Below are 19,181 nucleotides of genomic sequence, written 5' to 3'. Positions count from 1 at the left end.
GTGATATAATTAATTATTATACCATATTATGGAGGGGAGTTTTGGCTATCGGATGAAGAAATACTTGATGTTCTTATTGACACTTGCAGTCTTAATAGCTGCAGTTATCACTCAAATTTCTGCCTATACAGCACTTCCTAAACCCAACCTTCGGGAACCTTTTCTGAAATTTACGTCCCCAAAGTTCGGCCAAATTAAAACCATGGTTTGGCTGAATAATTTTATCTTAGCTGACAATGCTGTCTTAGTTTTAGCGACCCATCTCAAGGATAATCGTCGCTATTCTAATTTATTCTATTTGGATGTTACAAACGGTAAGAGTACACTCCTCGCGGAATTTCCGACGCACCCTTACCTGGACAATGTGATTTTGTTCTCTAATAATAGTATAATTACCGCTTATAATGAAGGAATTGTTAAAACAAGGCTTACCAGGGATGATAAGCAGAATTTGCATGCCGACCAGGAACTCATACCGATTAATGGTTTTAACGAAGCCAATAGTATGGATTTCAAAGGCAATCTCTATTACTCGAAAGTTAATGATCATTTGTTGTATGTAAAGAATTTTGAGCAACTGACCTTTCCCTTTTTTAATACAGATAACCAACCCAACCAGGATCTGACCTTCTTACGAAAACCTTATCAAATAGTCAATGCCAACACCCTGGACCGTACTCTGACCTATACCTCACTTACCGGAAACGGGATTGACCTCTACTCCATGGATTTTACCGGTCTGCCCTTAACCTTCAATAATGCACCGCTGATCAGCAAGGTTGTTCAGGCCCAAGCTATCGAGGATGGTTACGGCTTTATCGGTATGAAGTTTAGCGATGACCCTTCTAAGACCTCTGCTGATCAAACCTTGGATATTTTTATGGTGCGAAGAAATACATCGGATGACCCTAATCTACTGAAATTAGATACGATTCCATTCAACACAGATCCTCTCGGTGCGCTGCCTGCTATGTCCTCAACAACCTTCAATGAAGATTATACCTTAGCCTATACCAGTTATGATGAGAGCCACAGGGGCAAGCTGATTATCTGTAACTATGAACAAAAACCCAAAGTCATCCTCGAAAATGAGAATCTCTTTGGGCCAATTAGTATTGCCAGAAAAAATATCCCTAATCCCACGGGTCCTTCAGTTAAAGATGGTTCCAGAAGCAACTATATCCTATATTTTACCTTAGATAAGGATAGGGTCAGAGTGAAGATCTGTGACGAACAAGGGAAGTTTGTTAAGGATCTTACGAATATGCTTATGGGAAATGTGGATTAACGGTGTTTGGCCTATCGAGTTGAACTAAAGTTTGGTTATTTGTTCGTCAATGTAGAAATAGTTTACCTTCATCCCCATCGACATCCACTTTCCGGCCCTCTTTAATCACACGCATTATATCTTGGACCCTCCTCTGAAATTGGCCCCCTCTAAGAATAGATCGACCATATTAGCGATCTCTTTACGCAGTTCTATCTTTGATGAATCATTCAACCACTCCATGACAATAAAGCCACGCAGAAAGTCTAATTGTTTGACCAACAGGTTAGCCGAGATATCTTGCCTGATTTCACCTGCCTCCTGACCTAACTTAATAATCTCGGCAAGAAGGCTTTGAGTACCGCCGCTTTCGTATCCTGCTCCCTGAGACATGTTTTTGAAACGATAGCCTAAGCTAATCCCTATAAGCTCCGGGTTAATTTCTACTTCTTTATATACCTTGTCCAATGTATTGAGCAGACGCGATCTTGTATCGGGGAAGTCTGGCAGTGCGACCAAGGCCTGCTGGGTAAATTCTTTGGAAAGGCCTCTTACATAGTCGTCGACAATGGCCTCTTTGGCTGTATCCACCAAACGGCGAAATTCAGGCTCAAGTTGCGGACATTCCTCGGCAAAAAATTCTGTAAGGGTGACATTGTAGACTATGCTTTATGGTACGCGGGATTAATTTTTCTCCAGGTTCCCAGAAACAGGATAAGTCCTACTAAACAGGTGAGTCCTTCTGAATTTGTATTAGCCCAAATAACGCCATTGACAGCAAAGAACAAATTTCCGAAAATCAAAATGGGAATAAATACAATACCCCTCAGAGAGGATATAACAGTGGATTGTACACCTGTGCCAAACGCTTGAAAGATACCTGTAAAAAATGCAGATAGGCCGGCAAATACGGTGGAGCAAAGCTGGGCAATAAGAATTTTTTGGCCGACAGCTATAACCTCAGGATCAATACTAAAGATGCCAATGACTTGTGACCTGAGTCCGAACAGGATGACTGACAACCCCAAAGTAATACCCATCATGTAGAATAGGGTTGTTTTGATAATTTGCCTTAGTCGCTCCTGATTCTTTGCTGAATAAGAATAGGCAATCAGCGGTACGGCTCCCAATGAAAAACCCATTCCCACAAAGTCAATAATTTGAATAACTCTTTGAGAAATACCTAACCCGGCAACAACACTATTGCCATAGAGGATGGAATAATGATTAAAAAGCAAGGTGGTAATTACCATAAAACCATCCAGCAAAAATGCTGAAATCCCAACCTTAATAATAGTTTTATAGATCTCTTTACTTGGCTTAAAATCCTTAATTGATACACTCTGAACGGTACTTTTTCGCTGCAGATAATAGATGAACCATACTACAGAGACTACATTACCAAGCACAGAAGCAAGGGCGGCCCCCGTAATATCCAGATGAAGAAGAAAGATGAAAATGGGGTCGAGTATGATATTAATGACGACACCGGATATCAAGCCAATCATCGAGGCAGTGGATGCCCCCTCCGCTCGGACCATTTCCTCCAGCGAAAGATTAGCAATAACAAACGGAGAGCCAATCACAAACACCAGAATATAATTTCTTGTGTAGAGCAAGGTATCACCCTTTGCTCCCAAAAGCTGCAAGAGGGGCGATAGCAACGGCAGACACAATGCCATAAAGATAATCCCAGTGATTATTGATGACCAAAAGTTTATGGAACAAACTCTTTTGGCCATTTCTGGATTTTCTTCACCTAAAATTCTTGATACATAAGTTCCCGCGCCCACTCCGAACAGGTGGCCCAGGGCCATTAAGATGCATGAAAATGCCAAGGCCAGAGTCACTGAGGCCATCATCGCTGTGTTTTCAAGTTTTCCAATAAAAAAGGCATCCGTAATATTGTAGATAATGGTAACAATAAAGCTCAGTATCATAGGAATAACCATGTGCATAATTGCTTTGGAAACGGGTGCCTTTTCCAGATAGTAGAGTGATGCTTGATCCGTTTTTCCCATGTTTTCCATATCAAAATCCTCCTTTGCCTAGTAAACCTCAAAATTGGCGCAAAAAAATAAAGGCACTGTTCCAGAGGTTGCCGCAGTGCCTTCAGATCGCTGCTGTACTACTGATTATTTTTCTTCAGGTTTATCCGGGTATGAGCCAGGGCGTCGTCCATATCCCATTCCGGGCCGAGGACCAAATTGAAAAGGTCGATCAAAGGGATTTCCTCCGCGTAAGCGTGGGTCGAAATTAAATTCCGATTCTTCATCCCCAAGTTGAGTTTCAAGTGTTTTAATAATACGGTCAAGAAAGCCGCTCATGGTCTTTTGTTCTTCTTCACTCAGACATTTAAATAATTTGTCAAAGCTGAATTCCTGCTCGGTTGATTCGGTTGCTTTAAGTCCTTCTTTTGTAAGCTTAATATTCATAACCCGGCGGTCGGTTTCCGATGGTTCGCGAGTAATGTAGCCGTTTTTCTCCAGCTTTGAAAGAAGTTCTCCTAAGGACTGCGGTCTCATGTCCAGCAGGTAGGATAAATCTTTTTGGCTAATTTCCGGCTGCAGCTTAAGAATCGCTAAAACTCTGCCCTGCCCTCTGCGGGGATCTCCCATTGGACCAAAATGCATGTGGTTTTGTTGATGGTACCTGTGCAGGAGCCATTCAACCCGCGTCAGTTGCATAATCAAGTCAAAGTTATTTTCCACCATTTATTCCCCTCCTTCTATTGACTTCGTGTTTTGTAAGGTACCTTATGATTGGATTCTACAGGTACCTTAGTATTTTGTCAACGTTTTTTTAAAGGTACCTTATAATTGAGAGAAATGACAAATCGGTTATGATATGAATAAGCTTTTTGCTGCCCAATCTAATCCCAGTGTTTCCGAGATCCTTGCCGCAGCATACAAAAACTTCAATAAACCACCTTCTCGAATGAAGGTAGTTGTTTAATTTTCCATTTGCATTTCCAAAAGACATATAAGATGGCTAAGGTTATGGCCCCCAGTAAAACAGTAAAAATCCCGACGGTCCATCGGCTGCCTTTTTCCTCAGGTAGGCCCATCTCCACCATTTTAGTAAGAGATCGAGCCAAGATAAAAGTATAATAATTTGCAGAACTAAAATTCAACCTTATATTTGTAAGACTAACTTCCATCTCAAAGCGTGGTAGGGGTGGAAATAACTTTTACAATTGAGGTGAGAGCCAAAATCGAAGCGGAAAACGGGTGAGCTGGGTGCATAGTTTACAATCTATGGATATAATATTAATAAGGACTGACGTGTAGCAAGCACGCCAGCCCGGCAGATTGTCTAACCGAACGGTTAGCCCGAATTAGAGGTTACAAGAAATAACCGCAATCCTTGGCAGGGGCGGTTATTTCTATAACTATTATAGCATAATCTTCCAGACAAAAAGATGAAACTCATCCCTGACTATTCCAGGGTTCAGGCCGCCTCATAAGCGAGGCGGCTGATTTGTTCCTTACGATCAATTCATGCAAGTCAGGCATTTATTAGTCGGAAGCAACCCTCTACTCGGGAACGCATTGAAGATATCTTAGAGAAGTCTGTGACCAAGACCTAACTGAATATTAAGGGGAAGAGGAGCGGGCAGCTGCAGGATAATGATCCGGGCCGCTCGCTCCTTTGTTAGCCGTTTAACGCCATCCCAAGAGTTCTCGGATCTGGACACTCGACCCCGGAATGAAACTCGGGATATCGAGCGATGCCAAGGTACTGAGAAAGCCGAAGTGGTCGTTTGCTTCTGCACAAGAAATGCTGACCATGAAGGATCGTATTGACATGGCTCTGGAGCTGCGCAGCCTTGTTCGAGAAGCGTCCTCCCCTAAAGAACGACGAGGTACGCCGCATCCTCGCCATTTACCGTTTTCTCCTGCCTGATGCCGCACTGCGTTTGGCAGGAGGCTGCGGTCTGCTGCCAGATAAGGCACTTGTTCTACTTCTTACCGGATACAGTCTTATAGGGCCAGCGTATTATGCCGCCCAAATTGTAAAGATTAGAATACCCAAGCTTTAATAACATCTTTACTGCAGCTTTGCTTCGATTGCCACTCCTGCAATAGACAAAAATAGCAGCTTGCTTGTTTGGAAGTTTTTGGCCGGCCTCTCTGGCCAGCACGTTCAAGGGAATCAAAGTACTTCGAGGAATGTGGTTCTCAACATATTCCTTTTCGGTCCTGACATCCAGAAGAATGATATCCTTTTCAGTATCCAGTCGCTTTTTAGCTTCGGAGGGATCGATCCGTAATTTATTGACGTCTTTGTCTGCGTACTTGCCGTACAGCCAGATTATTATTACTCCAACTATCATGGATATAGTTATTGTCTGGTTCATGCTCTATCCCTTTCTTTTCATAATTTTAATGATGATGCCGATATACCCCACAAGGGTATATCGGCATTGTAGGCCAAAACATCCATTTTGTCAATTGAAAATAATCCCTATATCTCAGCACAATCTTAATAAACTGCTTCTCTTTTGCTAAAAGCATCGATAAAATCTAGGTTAAACTAACTTTTAGCAAAAAAGCGAAACACATGACCGCAATTTTAGATTCAAAAAATCACCATTAATAAATTATCCTCGTGCCGAGCTGTCATTCAATATCCTGGGGTAAGGAAGCCGGTCTACCTAAGTAATATCCTTGTACCAGGTCAACGTTAAGACTTTTTAAAGCTTCGAAAATCTCCTTGTTTTCTACAAACTCTGCGACGGTCTTCTTCCCCAGAGTATGGGCGACATCGTTAATGGCTACGATCAAGGCTCGCTGCGTCGGGTCTTTGTCCATATTGCGGACAAACGAACCGTCAATCTTCAGGTAATCGACCGGAAGCATACGAAGGTAAGTAAAGGATGAAAATCCCATGCCGAAATCATCGAGGGCAAACTGACATCCTAATCGTTTAAGCCATTCTATCCAATGTTCCGCTCGAATAAAGTCTTTTACCGCACTGGTTTCAGTGATCTCAAAGCCAATTCGAGAAGGGCTGACACCACTCTCGCGGATACTGGTTTCGATGTATTCCAGGAAGTCAGCATCTTCTAAACTCATTCCGGAGATATTTACAAAAATTTTAATCTGAGGGTATTGTTGTAAGGTCTCAAGGGCCGCCTTAACAACCCATTGATCAATTTGCGGCATTAAACCAAAGCGCTCGGCAACCGGAATAAAATCATTCGGGGAAATTAATTGGCCCTGACAATGAATGCGAATTAAGGCCTCATAATGGCTAATACTCCCATCCATCGTAAAAACGGGCTGGTAATAGAGGACAAACATATTTTCCTTAAGTGCCTTTACCAAAAGGGTGGCAATTTCACTTGTCTGAGTAAGAAGTGTACTCATTTTGGAAGTGGAGTCTATGAAAATAACTTGATTGCGGCCTTTATCCTTAGCCGAATAAAGTGCGGTATCAGCTAAGGAAAGGATCTTTTGATAGTCTAAGCTGCCGTCAATCTTGGCGACACCGATGCTGACCGTTAAGTTGCAAGATAGATCATGAGAAAGAGGGCCAAAATTGTTTTCATCAATGGCACGCCTCAACGTTTCCGCAACCTTGGTACCCCTGTCAACCGACGCTCCCTCCAGCAAAACGACAAATTCGTCCCCGCCGAGCCGCGCCAGAAAATCCTCTTCGGTAAGGTGCGACTTTAAGATATTCACCAAGGTTATGAGTAGATTATCCCCTGCTTGGTGTCCCAAGGTATCGTTGACTAACTTGAAATTATCTAAGTCAATAAAAAGCAAAAAACTATAAATGCCTCGCTTTGCCTTTACCACTACTCGTTTCAAGTTTTCTTCAAGATAGTACCTGTTGGGGATATTGGTTAACGAGTCATGGGTTGCTAAGTATTGCAGCCGTTCCTCCATTTGTTTCCGTTCAGTAATGTCGATGATAACCCCAACTAATCCGGCGATAACACCTTCAGAATTTAAGTAACTGGCTTTATTAAAGATAACGTCATGCCATGTTCCATCGGCATACACTACGGAAGATTCATAGGTTTGCACCTCCGGTTTGTTAAATAACACCGAGTCCATTTCAGCGTATTTGTCGGCTAGTTCTTTGGGAGATAAATCATAGACAGACTTGCCCACTATTTCATCTTTGGGCAGCCCGAGATATTCCTCAAACGCAGTATTGCATCCCCGATATAAGCCATTCGAGCCCTTGTAAAATATTGGGTTTGGAATGGTGTTAATCAACTTCTGAAGAAAATGCAGCTGTTCTTTTAAAGCATTTTCAACCTTTTTTCTCTCCGTAACATCCCTATTGATTGCCTGATAGTATTTTTTCCCTTCAACAACAATCGACCTTAAACTTACTTCAATGGGAAATGTAGATCTATCCTTACGCTGATGAATCGTATTATAGACGACTCCATCGGCACCCTCGTCTTGTATTAAATGCTTAATTTCCTCTCTCTGTTCTGGGGGCCGCAAATCAACGATACTATCAAGTTGATATAACTCATCTAATTCATAACCATAGGTTAAAACCGCTCGTTCGTTAGCATAAACAATTCTAAGATCTTCATTAAGAAGGAGTATAATATCGTTCGCATACTTAGCTAAGTACTCGCAATGGCGATTAATAGCCTGCTGTTGCTCCAGTTCATCTTGATCTTTCTTTCGTCTGCAGACTTCGTGTTGACGTTTCCAAAAATATAAGAAGATAAGTCCTAGGTTAATGACCATGATACAAATCGTAAAAACATGTAAGAGAACAGATTCTATTCTTTCATTGAGATAGATCGTGTAAACAATAATTCCGAGACTTATTATGAGAGAAACCATCATAAAAATACCAGCAAAAGAAGGACGGCTGACTATTTTTTTCATTGAACCCCCCCTCAAAGTATGTTAAAAGGGATAACCCTGCTTCAGTTCACAACGATTTCATGTGATCTTACAATTTTTTATAGTCAATGAATTCGACATATTTCGCTAAAATCCTTTAGTATGATGGCACATCAAAAAGCGGATTAATCATTAATTTTTGTCACAATGCTCGGACGTATTACGTAAATTATTCTAGGATATCTTATCTTCTGTCATCTCAGATGAAAGGAGATGGCGGTTATGTATCCTTGGTGTTGGGGTAACAGAATCTTTGGCTGCAGATGTTGTTATCCATGTTATTGCCGCCCTTGGTATTGGTAGGATTATCTGGTGAAACAGCCCCTAATGCCATTTTCGGTATTAGGGGCTGTACCGTTGCTTAATATTTTTTAAACTAAGCTAATGTAGGATGATTTATATCTATTCCGCCACCTTTGTTAAACGGAACTTTCCAAAACCACCAACTTACATACCCTTTTAACATAACCACAGATGTAATGGTTTGTGATGACTGTAAGTCTTGGAATTGTTTTTTAGGTACGTATACCATGAAAGTCACAGTTCCTCCTGGTTTAATGTTTGTATTGTTACCCTGAGTAGCTTTAGCTTTCACTGGCATCATATATCTCCTTGCTGTGAAATAAAGAGTGTTATCCTTTAATGTATAACTGCTATTGTTTTCCACCTTCAAAGTGTAATTGATCCCGTCCGGAGTTAATTCTTGTTTCATTAGAGATACTGATACTACCTTGTCATCAAATTTTGGCGGAAAATTAAAGCCGACGTACAGACCTAATCCCAAAATGACAAGAATTAATGCGATACCCATTTGCCAGAATAATCTTTGTTTATTTCTCATAGAAAATCACTCCCCCCTTGTTCCCCGAAAAAAGATTTACCATCTGTATCCTATTCTATTTCTCCTATAGTTTACCTTCTAATCAATCCAAACCCGGAAAATATTATCAAGAACCAGAATCGCAAAAACAGATCCATTCAAAGCTATGGCATTTACCTCTTTAGACACCATGATAAAGGAAAGTTAAAACCATTTCCTAATTAATTACCTTTATTTTACTTATGTATTGTTATTTACTTATTAGCTATTTAGCTATATACTCAAACTACATTTAGGAAACGTTTTATTGGCAGGTGAAATCAAATGAATGAGGGCATCTTTAAGGCCATGTCCGACTCAACACGGAGAAAAATCATCGAACTCTTGAAGGAAGGACCAAAAACGGCCGGTGACATTGCAAACCAATTTCCGTATGCTCAGCCCACAATTAGTCGTCATTTGAATGTGCTCAAAAATGCAAATTTAATTATCGATCAGAAGGAAGGAAACTTTATTATTTACAGACTTAACGCAACGATTTTGCAAGAATGGCTTGGATGGCTTCTAGAACACTTCGGAGGTGGAAATAATGATGAAAACGAATAAAGCAATGCCTTGGTGGGGTTGGCTTACATGGGTTTTAGCAATAATACTTGGACTTATAGCTTACTCTCATCTCCCTGCACAGGTTATTGGCAAAGCGAACCGAATGACCCCGCGTTTACTAATTGTTTTGTATGAACCGGCAATCATGCTCTTCATCATTCTCTTATGGCACGTACTGTGGAGAATTGACCCAAAGAAAAAGAACTACGAAACCTTTTGGCCAACCTATCGATATATCGGCGGCGTCATTGTCGTATGTATTAGCTTGGTGTATCTAACTGTGATCGGTCATGCCTTAAACATCGCATCGATGCGATTAGTTCCAACCGTAATTGGCATTATGTTTATGCTTATAGCCAATATGTTACCCCGTATCCCCCAATTTTGGAGTGAATGTAAAGAGAATGGAATCGTCGCCAAAATTTGTTCCGTAGATCCCAATCAACCTTTGTTGGGCATTGGGATAGATTTTGAGCACGCCGGTACTCCGGAACTTGAAGTCTATCCCCTCGGAGATGGTTCGTCTGAGGACTATCTTATTTATGATTTAGCTTACATTTTCAAGTAAGTCTTCGTTACAGATATTACTTTTCTTTTCCTTCAATAGTACAAAACCGTATACCAACATGAAAATAACCATAAAGATGTCAGAAAATCGATACATTATAGCATAACTCTTAATATCTGCAATTAGGCTTAATATTATTGAACCAATTGTAAAGCTTAAGTCCATAGACGATAGGAATGTTCCATTGGCTGCACCTATACGTTCGGCAGGTGACCTACTTACCGCCCAAGCCTGTAATGATGGCTGAACCGCACCATATCCAAATCCATAAAATAGTGAAGCAATGACCAGAGAAGCAACCGAATGTACGTAGGAGAGTATCATAAGTCCAATGATCATTGATATTGCTCCAGGTATAATTACTACGGCATGACCTTTCTTATCAAATAACTTTCCCACAAAAGATCTTGTCACTAAAATCATTGAAACGTGTCCAATAAAATATACCCATATATTGAATAGCTTTATTTCTCGACCAAATAACATTATATAGCTCATAATTCCACACAAAGGAATTACTAATAAAAAACAAAGAAACGACGGGAACAACGCTCTCTTTTCGATTAAATCTCTTAATACAATGATTTTTTCTTTTTTAGCACCTAACCTTTGTGCCTTATTTTGAGGAATTACCACTAATTGTAACAATAGTATCGCTATACCAACGAAAATTATTGAAACCGCAGCTACAACATTGAACTTATATCTATTCATAACTATAATTGCTATAATTGGCGCTAAAGACATCGAAATTATCATAGATAGTGAGTAATATCCCATTCCCTCACCTCTAAGTTTACTGGGAACCATTTCCGAAACTACGGCAGCAATAGCTGTAGATGACATCCCCCAACCCACGCCTTGAAGAATACGTACTACTATAACTGCTGATATTGGAAGGAACATATAAGAAAGAGTGCATAAAGCTAAAATTAAAAGACCAATTAATAAAAGTGGCTTCCTATCAATTTTATCGGCTACGTGTCCCGTAACTGCCCTACATATAAGTGAAGATATAGAGAATCCGCTGACAACAAGACTTGCTTGAATATTACTCCCACCGATCTGTTTTGCAAATGCAGGTAAAGTCGGTACCAATAAATAAAAAGCTATATAAACAAATAAATTTATAATTAAAATAAGTATATAACTCTTCGTCCAAAGTCTATTCGAAGAATTCAAATTTAATCTTTTCAATTATTTCTCCACCTTCTCCTGAATAGTTATATTTCCGTTAATTTTTAAGAGAACACGTTTATAAATTTCTATTTCCTCATCTGAGATTCCCGCGACTATTGTCTCAAACATATTTTCAAGAAGAGGTGTTACTTGTTTCTTTAGGTTTATTCCCTTCTCAGTTATTTGTACACAAAATGCCCTTCTATCCTTTTCATTAGGTTTTCTTTCAACAAGTTTTTTCCTTTCTAAGATATCCAATATCCTTGCCAAAGTAGGTTGATCCTTATCGACGTTTACTGCTAACTGCTTCTGTGTGATTTTATCTTTCTGTGATAGTTTCAATAATACAATCCACTGCTCAAGAGTAATATCATGTAATTCAAGTTTTGAGTTTAAATAACGCATTATTAATTTATTAGTTTGATTTGTCAGTTGGCCGATAGATTCATCATAAGACATTAATATGCCCTCCCATTTACTTGTCCAAACAATTATTGTTATGCTAATTATATTTTAGTTGAATAATTAATGTCAATTACATATACAAATTTGACTTAGTCTTTAATATAGGAGTAGCACCGATGATAAGCGCGTAACTTTTGCCCCTTGCCGCGAAGGTATTCACTTCTTCTACGTTCCGTAAAATAATCCAAAAAAATGAAAAGGACCAGATCGTCCAATGGAATGACAATCTGGCCATATGTTCCCTCACACACTCTGTCACTATAAAAAGACAATCGCTCTCTCAAACCCGTAACTCACTTTTTCGCTCCCTATTTCTCTCAAAGAAAGACCTTTGGCCATCTCAACTACCCACGCCTAGCGCTGTCAAGTAAAGAAAACTTAGCGGACGCTAAGCCTCCGGCGAAAGCGGCAGGTTAGTTGCACTTATGCTTGAAGACGAAGACACTGTCTTCGCACGAATTAGCTCTTCTTGCAGTATACAACCAAAGGTTATACTTTCTGATAGTACTAGAAAAGGCCACCTTCGGTGCCCACCCTGCCATGCACCACACAAGACTCAAAGCCCTCCATGGTAATTTCTCATTGTTTTTCGGGGAACTCGCTGCTAATCTACCCTCTATATTTATTAGTTAATCCTTTTAAGAAATTTCGAGCGTATTTATCACCGCACTCTTTATAATTCTTATGCCCTTCGCTTCTTAACAGAGCGCTTATTTCACCTTTCGTAACATTGACCCCTGTTTCCGCGAGAATATTTATTATATCGTCGCTTGTCAGGGACAACGCTATTTTCAATTTCTTAAGCAACATATTATTAGGGTTTTCATTGTTCTTTAATACCGGTTTTTCAGATGACTCAGGTTTGGCATCTTGCTTCCCTCTTTTATAAGTTATCAAACCATTTAAAAATGACTCTAACATGCTGTTCTTGCATGTTATTCTTTCTTCCATATCTTCTGTTGCGCCCTGATCGTCAACCTTATCATTCTGACGGTAAGGGTTCTTTGATTTAATAAGCAGCTTTCTAACCATTTCTTCGGTTAGTTCAAGGCCACCAAGCTTAAATATCTCAACCATTTCGGTATTTCTTATGTTCAGTGCATACCTTATTCTAATGAGTATGTCATTATTATCCATTCATAAGCCTCCTAAATCGTTCTCAGCTATCCATTATATCATGAATATCTTAATGCGGCAGAGCTAGATAACTAACCCTGATAATATGACCAGAGTTGGGAGGGTTCAAAAACATGCTCCTAACAAATCCTGCGAAATATTTTGATGTTCCTGAAGAAAATAATCACGAGAAGGTATCTCGATACATATCTTAGGATCGTGTGTGACTTAATTCTTTTACAAATATTTTACAGCAAATATCTTTAGAATTAACATTATTTCGATAAAATGAAGTAAAGAAAACTCAGCTGGTGCAGGCGGTTGCCTAGTTGCACTTATGCTAGAGGACGAGGACACTCTAATACATTGATTATAATAAGGAGGATTATATGATTCTGCATTCCTGTAAAGAACTATCTCAGCTATCTCTTGAAATTGATCGACTTTGGGTACCTGAACTGTGCGGTACCAGCGATAATGTAAAATTCAGTGCAATAAAAGGAACAGCCCTTGATATTCTAGGAGATTTATACGGAGAAAGCTCCAGGGAGTTCAGAGTTGTCAAGCTGACTAATTCACCGGCCACCATTGCCAAAGTAGTGAACCATATTATTCAGCGAAACTGCCAAAACTCGCTTCGAACTGACGTAGTTAATCTGTAGATTCCAAATTCCTTAGGATATCAACAATCAAGAAGCGTTCTCCTTTCACAATAAAATGGAATGAGAACGCTTTCGTCTTTTCTGAAATTCTGCCTTATACGTTCACTATGCCAGTGACTTTCTGAAAATCTACGGGCAGCCTTGAGAGCAGTATACTCACACATTTTTTTAATCAATATTGAGCTTCAATCTCTTTTATCCGCCGATATAGTTCTTGATTAACTGGTGTCGCTACACCGTATTTTTTTCCCAACTCCAAAACTGCCCCTGAAAATAACTCCACCTCGCTGAAACGCCGGGCTTCCATGTCCTGACGCATAGAAGGTTTGCCTTTTGGATTTAATGTATCTAAGAGATTCAGCCAATAGGTTAAATCCGTCTCCGTCAAATAAATACCTTCCTTTTCGGAAAGAACCATGACTTCCCTCATAGCGGCAATCATTGTTTCTCTCGCTGAGCCTTCTTTTTGAATCCCACCGTAATTGTTCTCATAAACCGCAACTGTTTGGTTCACGCCCACATTGAGCATAAATTTGCCCCACATACGCCGGTTCATATCCGTTACTGCTTCAAAAGGTACGGCCATACTTTCAAGAAATTGAGCAACTCGTTTGACTCGCTGGGAAATAACCCCCGGTTCTTGTTCCCCAAAGACCAGCATTCCCATATGCTCATAGGTTAATCGGTTCCCTTCTTTAACAGCATCCATGCCCTGGGCTACACAGTAAAGAATCTTATCCATGCCATAGGTCTGCCCAATAATCCTTTCACTGGTAATCCCGTTGAGCGCCGATAAAATGATTGTCTGCTCCCCTACTTGATTCTTGGCAGCCTGGATAGCCTTATTTAGTCCATTGTACTTTACTGCAAAAATAAGCAGATCTGCTGGGTCTTCTTTATCTTCCGGGTTCAGATAATTAAATTCACAGCGTTGACCATTACAATAAACGCCGTCACGTTTATATCTTCGGATTCTTTCTTCATCAGCGATAATTCGCAAATCTCCTTTGGGCATTCTCTCGCTCAAATGATGAGCAAATAAAATCCCTAAGGCTCCCAAACCAATAATTGATACCTTTTTTATCTCCATAACACATTAACCTTTCTTGTTTATTACTTCTTGCTTATTGTGTATATCTGCAATTGTCCCATAACTCAGACGGATATTAAAGTGTCGCTGACCAAGGCTGGTTTACTCTTCCCCTTCCATAACATAGGGTACTAAACTCTTTTTAATTTTCCGAATCCCGCCGCGAGGGTCCGAAACGTCTCCGTTATAGCGGGGTATCACATGAACATGCATGTGAAAAATGGTCTGCCCGGCGGCTGCCCCGACATTAACACCAATATTATAGCCATCGGGATGGAAGCGATCCTCCAAAATTTCTTTCACTTCCTCAGCCAGCTCCCAGATGCCTATCACTTCATCCTCAGTCAATTCAAAAAGACTTGCACTATGCCTTTTGGGAACTATCAGAACATGCCCTTCATTGACCGGAAACTTATCGAAAATAGCACAGGCTAGTTCGTTCTGGGCTAAAATGTCTTTTTCCGAAAACGTACAAAACATGCAATCTGTCATTTTGCTTCCCCTTGCTTCTTGTGTAAACACCCTTCCTTGGCATAGCCGTCAATGACCAACGACGGCCGAGTGTCATTTATTCATTTTCGCCAGATATTCTTTAGTTCCCTTCCTTTATTTGCAAGTTTTCATTAAAACAAATGGGTACACCATATCGGTGCCCCATTTGTTTTTCAAGTTTTATATGTTTTACAGACTAGATTTTTTAGATTGAGCTGCTCGCTAATTTAGCTCCCATATCAAAGGCCTTCTGACAATCGATCGGAAATCGCTCGGCTTTCACTTTAGCCTTGTGGTTTACATCAAACATGGATGCCTCATATTTGGAGTAATCGTCAAATTGGTAGGTATCCGTGGAAATTACAAATTCGGAGGGCCCTCCCAGCCGCTGCAGCATGTTTTTATAATTCTGAAACACATTTTCTTCGTAGTTAACGTGTTTCAAAAAATCCTCCGGAACATTCATAGTATATATGAAACCCGATGATAGCTTGCCTTGAAAAACAGATTCATGGCGTTCATTATAGGATAGGTTAGAAAATAACAACCGTTCCAGAAAACCCCGTACCCCGGCGGTAACATTTCCAAAATAGATAGGTGAACCAATGAGGAGGACGTCGGCCACTAAGACTTTCTCCAAAACATTGGTTAAATCATCCCGTACGGCACAATGTCCGGCATTCAAAGAACCTTTCCGCTTACAAGCGAAGCAGCTAATGCATCCTTTAAAATTCAAGTCAGCTAAATGTATAATTTCCGTTTGAGCTCCGACAGATTCAGCACCCTCCAGAGCTCTTTGCAACAGCGTAGCAGTATTCCAAGTTTTCCTCGGACTTCCATTAATAGCAATTACGTTCAAGGTCATAATCATCTCCTACTAAATTACTCTATTTAATGAGTAGCATTATACTCTTAAAAAATTAATTTACAAGTTGGCAAACGGCAGCCTAAACTTTTAATTCTCGGCCTCAGATTGAATAAGAATTTATGAATTTTGATCTGGAAATGGTCTATTATTTAATGAAAAACGCAGCAGCATTTAAAGCTTAGATTAAGGATACTATGAACATTCTCTGATCTAAATTTCTTTGATAATTTTGGGATTTCGTCTATAATTGGTTTGATATGTCTAGCGAATGAATATCTCTGGAGAGGAGCGAGCTGGAATTGTCCGATAAAAAGATTCACCTTTTAATGGTCATGACGTCTATATTTTGGTCCGGCGCTTTTATTACCGGTAAAATTGCAGTAGGAGCATTTCCTCCTTTTGCCCTTACTTTCTTTCGCTTCCTCTTCGCTCTGCCATTTATTTTCGGAATACTGTATTTCCGAGAACCGGGTAACCTTATCCCCCGCGGTAAACAATGGGTCCCCCTTATTGTTCTCGGCTTTATCGGAACATTTTGCTATCACTCATTATTCTTTACTTCCTTAAAATATACCACGGCCATTAATTCCTCGCTTATCGGGGCTATGAATCCTATGGTTACTGCACTTCTGGCAGTATTGTTCTTTGGCGAAAAATTGACTCCTACGAGGACATTTGGCTTTATTTTATCGTTTAGCGGCGTTTTCCTTGTTATTACCAATGGTGATCTTCAGCTTATTTCCCAATTTCGTTTTAATAAAGGGGACCTCATTATGCTGGCTGCCGTTTGCTGTTTCGCTGTTTATTCCCTGCTTAGCCGCCGTTATATGAAGCAATATCACCTCTCCCCTCTGATGGTAACTGCTTATACCTTCTTGATCTGCGTTATCATCTCCGTCCCTTTCCTTTTATGGGAGAACCCATCGAGCTATTTATTTTCAGCGTCGGTTAAGGGATGGCTCTCAATTCTTTATATGAGCGTATTTGCCTCTGTCTTGGGTTATCTTATTCAGATGGTTGCTATTCAACGGATTGGGGCTCCCCGAACCGCTGTTTTTATTAATTTGGTCCCGATCTTTACGATTATTCAGTCCGTGACTATCCTTGGAGAATCAATCACACTCATTAAACTTATCGGGGCCGCCATCGTCATTTCTGGTGTATATCTAACGACACGGCCGGAAGCAAAAAGAAACTATACCGAAAAAGCCAACAGCGCTGCCTAAGGGAATTATGGACTGAAACATCCTAAACAAAGGTAAAATACATCCAAATAAAACGAAACTGAGAGAATTAAAAATGGAACAACTATTATTGGGTGCTCTTAAGACCAGCCTCTTTGAATTAATCAGCCTTGTAGGACCGTTATTTGTTATTGGATTAATACTAGGCTTCATAGAACGCAAGTCTAACATGTATTTCTTTAAAGCCTTTGGTTATAAGGGAATTTTAGCGACGGCTTGGCTTGGAACTCCGGTTCACGAGCTGGGGCATGCCTTTATGTGTCTGATTTTTGGTCATAAAATAACCGATATAAAATTACTGACACTTAATCGTTCAAATGGTACCCTGGGCTATGTCTCTCACTCTTACAATAGAAAGAGTATTTATCAGTCCGTAGGAAATCTCTTCATTGGCATGGCACCTCTAATCACAGGTATTGGCGTTCTGTTTCTCTGCCTGCACTTTTTCTTGCCGAAATCATTTAGTGTCTACGAATTATATTTAAAAACACAAGTGCTCTCAAAGCCAGCCGACTTAACCTCGATTAGGGAGTTTTTCAACAGCAGTGCTCTTTTATTCAGAACCATCTTTACCTTAAGCAATTTATTAAGCTTAAACTTCTGGATTTTTCTCGTAATCGCTATCTGTGTTTCGTCCCATATAGCCTTAAGCTGGGCAGACATTGAGGGAGCAGCTCAGGGACTGATTGCCCTCTTCTTTGTCCTCTTCAGTCTCTCAACCATTGGAAGTTTACTAAATATTAATACGTATGGTTATATCACGAAAATAACTCATTATACCGCTTATATTGTCACTCTTTCAGAATTGGCTTTAATCTTTTCCTTCTTCAGCCTGGCAATAGGTTTTATCGTTTATCAAATCCCAAGAAAAACTACTCAACAAAATGCTCCTTCTATGTTCTGAGAAATGTCAAAAAGTTGCTGACCCAAAGCACGAAACTTCAGTTAACTAATTAAAAGGCCATAAAAATTCCCGCACCCTGTTCAATAGTGCGGGAATTTAAGCATTCTTTTTTGGCTACAGGAGGCTTTGACGATACTCTCCACTGGAGACTATCGTTGAAGTCCCGATGTACAGCTATAGCCGGACTGGTTCACTAAACTCTGTCAATAGCCTTCAGGATTCCATAAATTATTGCCTGAGGTCTTGGCGGACATCCGGGAATATAGACGTCCACGGGAACCAACGAATCAATGCCATTGTTTGTGGCATAGGTATCTCTGAATATTCCTCCGCTGCAGGCGCAGGCACCAACGGCGACAACAAGCTTGGGATCCGGCGTCGCTTGATAGGTTTTTATGAGAGCCTGCTGCATATTTCGAGTCCCGGTTCCTGTTACCAACAACATGTCGGCATGCCGCGGAGAGGCAACAAAACTAATCCCGAGTCTTTCCAGGTCGTTAAAAGGGTTGTTCAAGGCATTAATTTCGTAGTCACAACCATTACAGGACCCGGCATCGACCTCCCTGATTTGGAGACTTCGGCCAAAAATCTTCTTAATATTAGCTTGTAAATCCCTGCAAATAGTTTCGTAAGAGGTATCTGGCAAATTATCTTCATTAATTATAGTAGTTTTCTTGTCATGAGGATTTAACTTTACCTTATCGCTTTCGGCAAGCTCAAAATTGTTGGTCGTTTGCACAGCACTCACCGGGCATATCTCCTCGCACAGAACGCAAAAGATACACTTCGCGTAATCAATACCAATGGCGCGGGCGCTTTTATCAAAAATAATAGCTTGAGAAGGGCAATGCAAGGCACATTCCCCGCAGAACGTGCATTTACCCGGGTCTATCACCGTTTGACCCAGAAACGAAGCGGAGGTACTATCTTTTATATTTGGATAATCCTGCGTCAACCTTGGATATTTGATAATCTTTTTCAAAGTATTAAACATATCCATCTTCCTTGCTTAG

The 19,181-nt window shown here is 40.3% G+C and carries 19 protein-coding genes; 6 read left to right on the top strand and 13 right to left on the bottom strand.

Annotated features, from left to right (window positions below):
- Window positions 1–52 precede the first annotated feature (52 nt).
- A complete protein-coding gene (locus DESACI_RS01705; RefSeq protein ID WP_014825430.1) occupies window positions 53–1,288 on the top strand; it encodes a hypothetical protein in 1,236 nt (411 codons plus the stop codon).
- Window positions 1,289–1,402: 114 nt separating this feature from the next.
- Here DESACI_RS01705 and DESACI_RS01700 read toward each other — a convergent pair whose 3' ends face one another.
- From DESACI_RS01700 to DESACI_RS01665, 6 genes are all read right to left on the bottom strand, one after another.
- Window positions 1,403–1,858, bottom strand: a complete 456-nt coding sequence (locus tag DESACI_RS01700; RefSeq protein ID WP_242833114.1) for a TetR/AcrR family transcriptional regulator — start codon at window positions 1,856–1,858, stop codon at window positions 1,403–1,405.
- A 71-nt stretch (window positions 1,859–1,929) separates the two neighbouring features.
- Window positions 1,930–3,297 (bottom strand): MATE family efflux transporter, encoded by a 1,368-nt coding sequence (locus tag DESACI_RS01695; protein ID WP_014825429.1) that lies wholly within the window; start codon window positions 3,295–3,297, stop codon window positions 1,930–1,932.
- A 105-nt stretch (window positions 3,298–3,402) separates the two neighbouring features.
- Window positions 3,403–3,981 carry a MarR family winged helix-turn-helix transcriptional regulator gene (locus DESACI_RS01690; protein WP_014825428.1) on the bottom strand — a complete coding sequence of 193 codons (579 nt, stop codon included), beginning with the start codon at window positions 3,979–3,981 and terminating at the stop codon, window positions 3,403–3,405.
- 1,247 nt (window positions 3,982–5,228) lie between these two features.
- Entirely contained in the window at window positions 5,229–5,627 is a 399-nt protein-coding gene (locus DESACI_RS01675) for a rhodanese-like domain-containing protein (protein ID WP_014825427.1), read from the bottom strand.
- A 262-nt stretch (window positions 5,628–5,889) separates the two neighbouring features.
- Window positions 5,890–8,136 (bottom strand): sensor domain-containing protein, encoded by a 2,247-nt coding sequence (locus DESACI_RS22930; protein ID WP_014825426.1) that lies wholly within the window; start codon window positions 8,134–8,136, stop codon window positions 5,890–5,892.
- A 394-nt stretch (window positions 8,137–8,530) separates the two neighbouring features.
- Window positions 8,531–8,995, bottom strand: coding sequence for a hypothetical protein (locus DESACI_RS01665; RefSeq protein WP_014825425.1), 465 nt, complete (start codon window positions 8,993–8,995; stop codon window positions 8,531–8,533).
- Between the two features lie 303 nt (window positions 8,996–9,298).
- Here DESACI_RS01665 and DESACI_RS01660 point away from each other — a divergent pair, with 303 nt between their 5' ends.
- Together DESACI_RS01660 and DESACI_RS01655 are read left to right on the top strand one after the other, a co-directional pair.
- Window positions 9,299–9,580 (top strand): autorepressor SdpR family transcription factor, encoded by a 282-nt coding sequence (locus DESACI_RS01660; protein WP_014825424.1) that lies wholly within the window; start codon window positions 9,299–9,301, stop codon window positions 9,578–9,580.
- Window positions 9,564–10,148: an SdpI family protein gene (locus tag DESACI_RS01655; RefSeq protein ID WP_014825423.1), complete on the top strand. Its 585-nt coding sequence runs from the start codon at window positions 9,564–9,566 to the stop codon at window positions 10,146–10,148. The genes DESACI_RS01660 and DESACI_RS01655 overlap by 17 nt, the downstream gene beginning before the upstream one ends.
- Here DESACI_RS01655 and DESACI_RS01650 read toward each other — a convergent pair.
- The 3 genes from DESACI_RS01650 to DESACI_RS01640 all read right to left on the bottom strand — a co-directional run bounded on the left by DESACI_RS01650 (window position 10,128) and on the right by DESACI_RS01640 (window position 12,929).
- A complete protein-coding gene (locus DESACI_RS01650) occupies window positions 10,128–11,345 on the bottom strand; it encodes an MFS transporter (RefSeq protein ID WP_014825422.1) in 1,218 nt (405 codons plus the stop codon). The genes DESACI_RS01655 and DESACI_RS01650 overlap by 21 nt on opposite strands.
- On the bottom strand, window positions 11,346–11,786 hold the full coding sequence (locus tag DESACI_RS01645) for a MarR family winged helix-turn-helix transcriptional regulator (RefSeq protein WP_014825421.1): 441 nt from the start codon (window positions 11,784–11,786) through the stop codon (window positions 11,346–11,348).
- Window positions 11,787–12,401: 615 nt separating this feature from the next.
- On the bottom strand, window positions 12,402–12,929 hold the full coding sequence (locus tag DESACI_RS01640; RefSeq protein ID WP_014825420.1) for a YehS family protein: 528 nt from the start codon (window positions 12,927–12,929) through the stop codon (window positions 12,402–12,404).
- A 368-nt stretch (window positions 12,930–13,297) separates the two neighbouring features.
- Between DESACI_RS01640 and DESACI_RS01635 the strand changes: the two genes are divergently transcribed.
- Window positions 13,298–13,570: a hypothetical protein gene (locus DESACI_RS01635; RefSeq protein ID WP_014825419.1), complete on the top strand. Its 273-nt coding sequence runs from the start codon at window positions 13,298–13,300 to the stop codon at window positions 13,568–13,570.
- Between the two features lie 172 nt (window positions 13,571–13,742).
- On the opposite strand, the gene DESACI_RS01630 is transcribed toward DESACI_RS01635, so the two are convergent.
- The 3 genes from DESACI_RS01630 to DESACI_RS01620 form a co-directional block, all read right to left on the bottom strand.
- Window positions 13,743–14,660 (bottom strand): ketopantoate reductase family protein, encoded by a 918-nt coding sequence (locus DESACI_RS01630; RefSeq protein ID WP_014825418.1) that lies wholly within the window; start codon window positions 14,658–14,660, stop codon window positions 13,743–13,745.
- Window positions 14,661–14,762: 102 nt separating this feature from the next.
- Window positions 14,763–15,152, bottom strand: a complete 390-nt coding sequence (locus DESACI_RS01625; protein ID WP_014825417.1) for an HIT family protein — start codon at window positions 15,150–15,152, stop codon at window positions 14,763–14,765.
- A gap of 205 nt (window positions 15,153–15,357) precedes the next feature.
- Entirely contained in the window at window positions 15,358–16,011 is a 654-nt protein-coding gene (locus tag DESACI_RS01620; protein WP_041276203.1) for a flavodoxin family protein, read from the bottom strand.
- Window positions 16,012–16,319: 308 nt separating this feature from the next.
- On the opposite strand from DESACI_RS01620, the gene DESACI_RS01615 reads away from it, so the two are divergent.
- Window positions 16,320–17,246, top strand: coding sequence for a DMT family transporter (locus tag DESACI_RS01615; RefSeq protein WP_014825415.1), 927 nt, complete (start codon window positions 16,320–16,322; stop codon window positions 17,244–17,246).
- A gap of 73 nt (window positions 17,247–17,319) precedes the next feature.
- On the top strand, window positions 17,320–18,168 hold the full coding sequence (locus DESACI_RS01610; RefSeq protein WP_014825414.1) for a hypothetical protein: 849 nt from the start codon (window positions 17,320–17,322) through the stop codon (window positions 18,166–18,168).
- A gap of 193 nt (window positions 18,169–18,361) precedes the next feature.
- Here the strand turns inward: DESACI_RS01610 and nuoB are convergent, their stop codons facing one another.
- Window positions 18,362–19,162 carry an NADH-quinone oxidoreductase subunit NuoB gene (nuoB, locus tag DESACI_RS01605; RefSeq protein ID WP_014825413.1) on the bottom strand — a complete coding sequence of 267 codons (801 nt, stop codon included), beginning with the start codon at window positions 19,160–19,162 and terminating at the stop codon, window positions 18,362–18,364.
- Between the last annotated feature and the right edge of the window lie 19 nt (window positions 19,163–19,181).

It is taken from the genome of Desulfosporosinus acidiphilus SJ4, from assembly GCF_000255115.2.
Taxonomy (GTDB): Bacteria; Bacillota; Desulfitobacteriia; order Desulfitobacteriales; family Desulfitobacteriaceae; genus Desulfosporosinus; species Desulfosporosinus acidiphilus.
Note: the sequence above shows the minus strand (reverse complement) of the source record. Positions and strands in the feature narration are given on the sequence as shown.

Coding starts and splice junctions, on each gene's coding strand:
- DESACI_RS01705 (WP_014825430.1), top strand. CDS start 53: ATGAAGAAATACTTGATGTTCTTATTGACACTTGCAGTCTTAATAGCT.
- DESACI_RS01695 (WP_014825429.1), bottom strand. CDS start 3,297: ATGGAAAACATGGGAAAAACGGATCAAGCATCACTCTACTATCTGGAA.
- DESACI_RS01690 (WP_014825428.1), bottom strand. CDS start 3,981: ATGGTGGAAAATAACTTTGACTTGATTATGCAACTGACGCGGGTTGAA.
- DESACI_RS01675 (WP_014825427.1), bottom strand. CDS start 5,627: ATGAACCAGACAATAACTATATCCATGATAGTTGGAGTAATAATAATC.
- DESACI_RS22930 (WP_014825426.1), bottom strand. CDS start 8,136: ATGAAAAAAATAGTCAGCCGTCCTTCTTTTGCTGGTATTTTTATGATG.
- DESACI_RS01665 (WP_014825425.1), bottom strand. CDS start 8,995: ATGAGAAATAAACAAAGATTATTCTGGCAAATGGGTATCGCATTAATT.
- DESACI_RS01660 (WP_014825424.1), top strand. CDS start 9,299: ATGAATGAGGGCATCTTTAAGGCCATGTCCGACTCAACACGGAGAAAA.
- DESACI_RS01655 (WP_014825423.1), top strand. CDS start 9,564: ATGATGAAAACGAATAAAGCAATGCCTTGGTGGGGTTGGCTTACATGG.
- DESACI_RS01645 (WP_014825421.1), bottom strand. CDS start 11,786: ATGTCTTATGATGAATCTATCGGCCAACTGACAAATCAAACTAATAAA.
- DESACI_RS01640 (WP_014825420.1), bottom strand. CDS start 12,929: ATGGATAATAATGACATACTCATTAGAATAAGGTATGCACTGAACATA.
- DESACI_RS01635 (WP_014825419.1), top strand. CDS start 13,298: ATGATTCTGCATTCCTGTAAAGAACTATCTCAGCTATCTCTTGAAATT.
- DESACI_RS01630 (WP_014825418.1), bottom strand. CDS start 14,660: ATGGAGATAAAAAAGGTATCAATTATTGGTTTGGGAGCCTTAGGGATT.
- DESACI_RS01625 (WP_014825417.1), bottom strand. CDS start 15,152: ATGACAGATTGCATGTTTTGTACGTTTTCGGAAAAAGACATTTTAGCC.
- DESACI_RS01610 (WP_014825414.1), top strand. CDS start 17,320: ATGGAACAACTATTATTGGGTGCTCTTAAGACCAGCCTCTTTGAATTA.
- nuoB (WP_014825413.1), bottom strand. CDS start 19,162: ATGTTTAATACTTTGAAAAAGATTATCAAATATCCAAGGTTGACGCAG.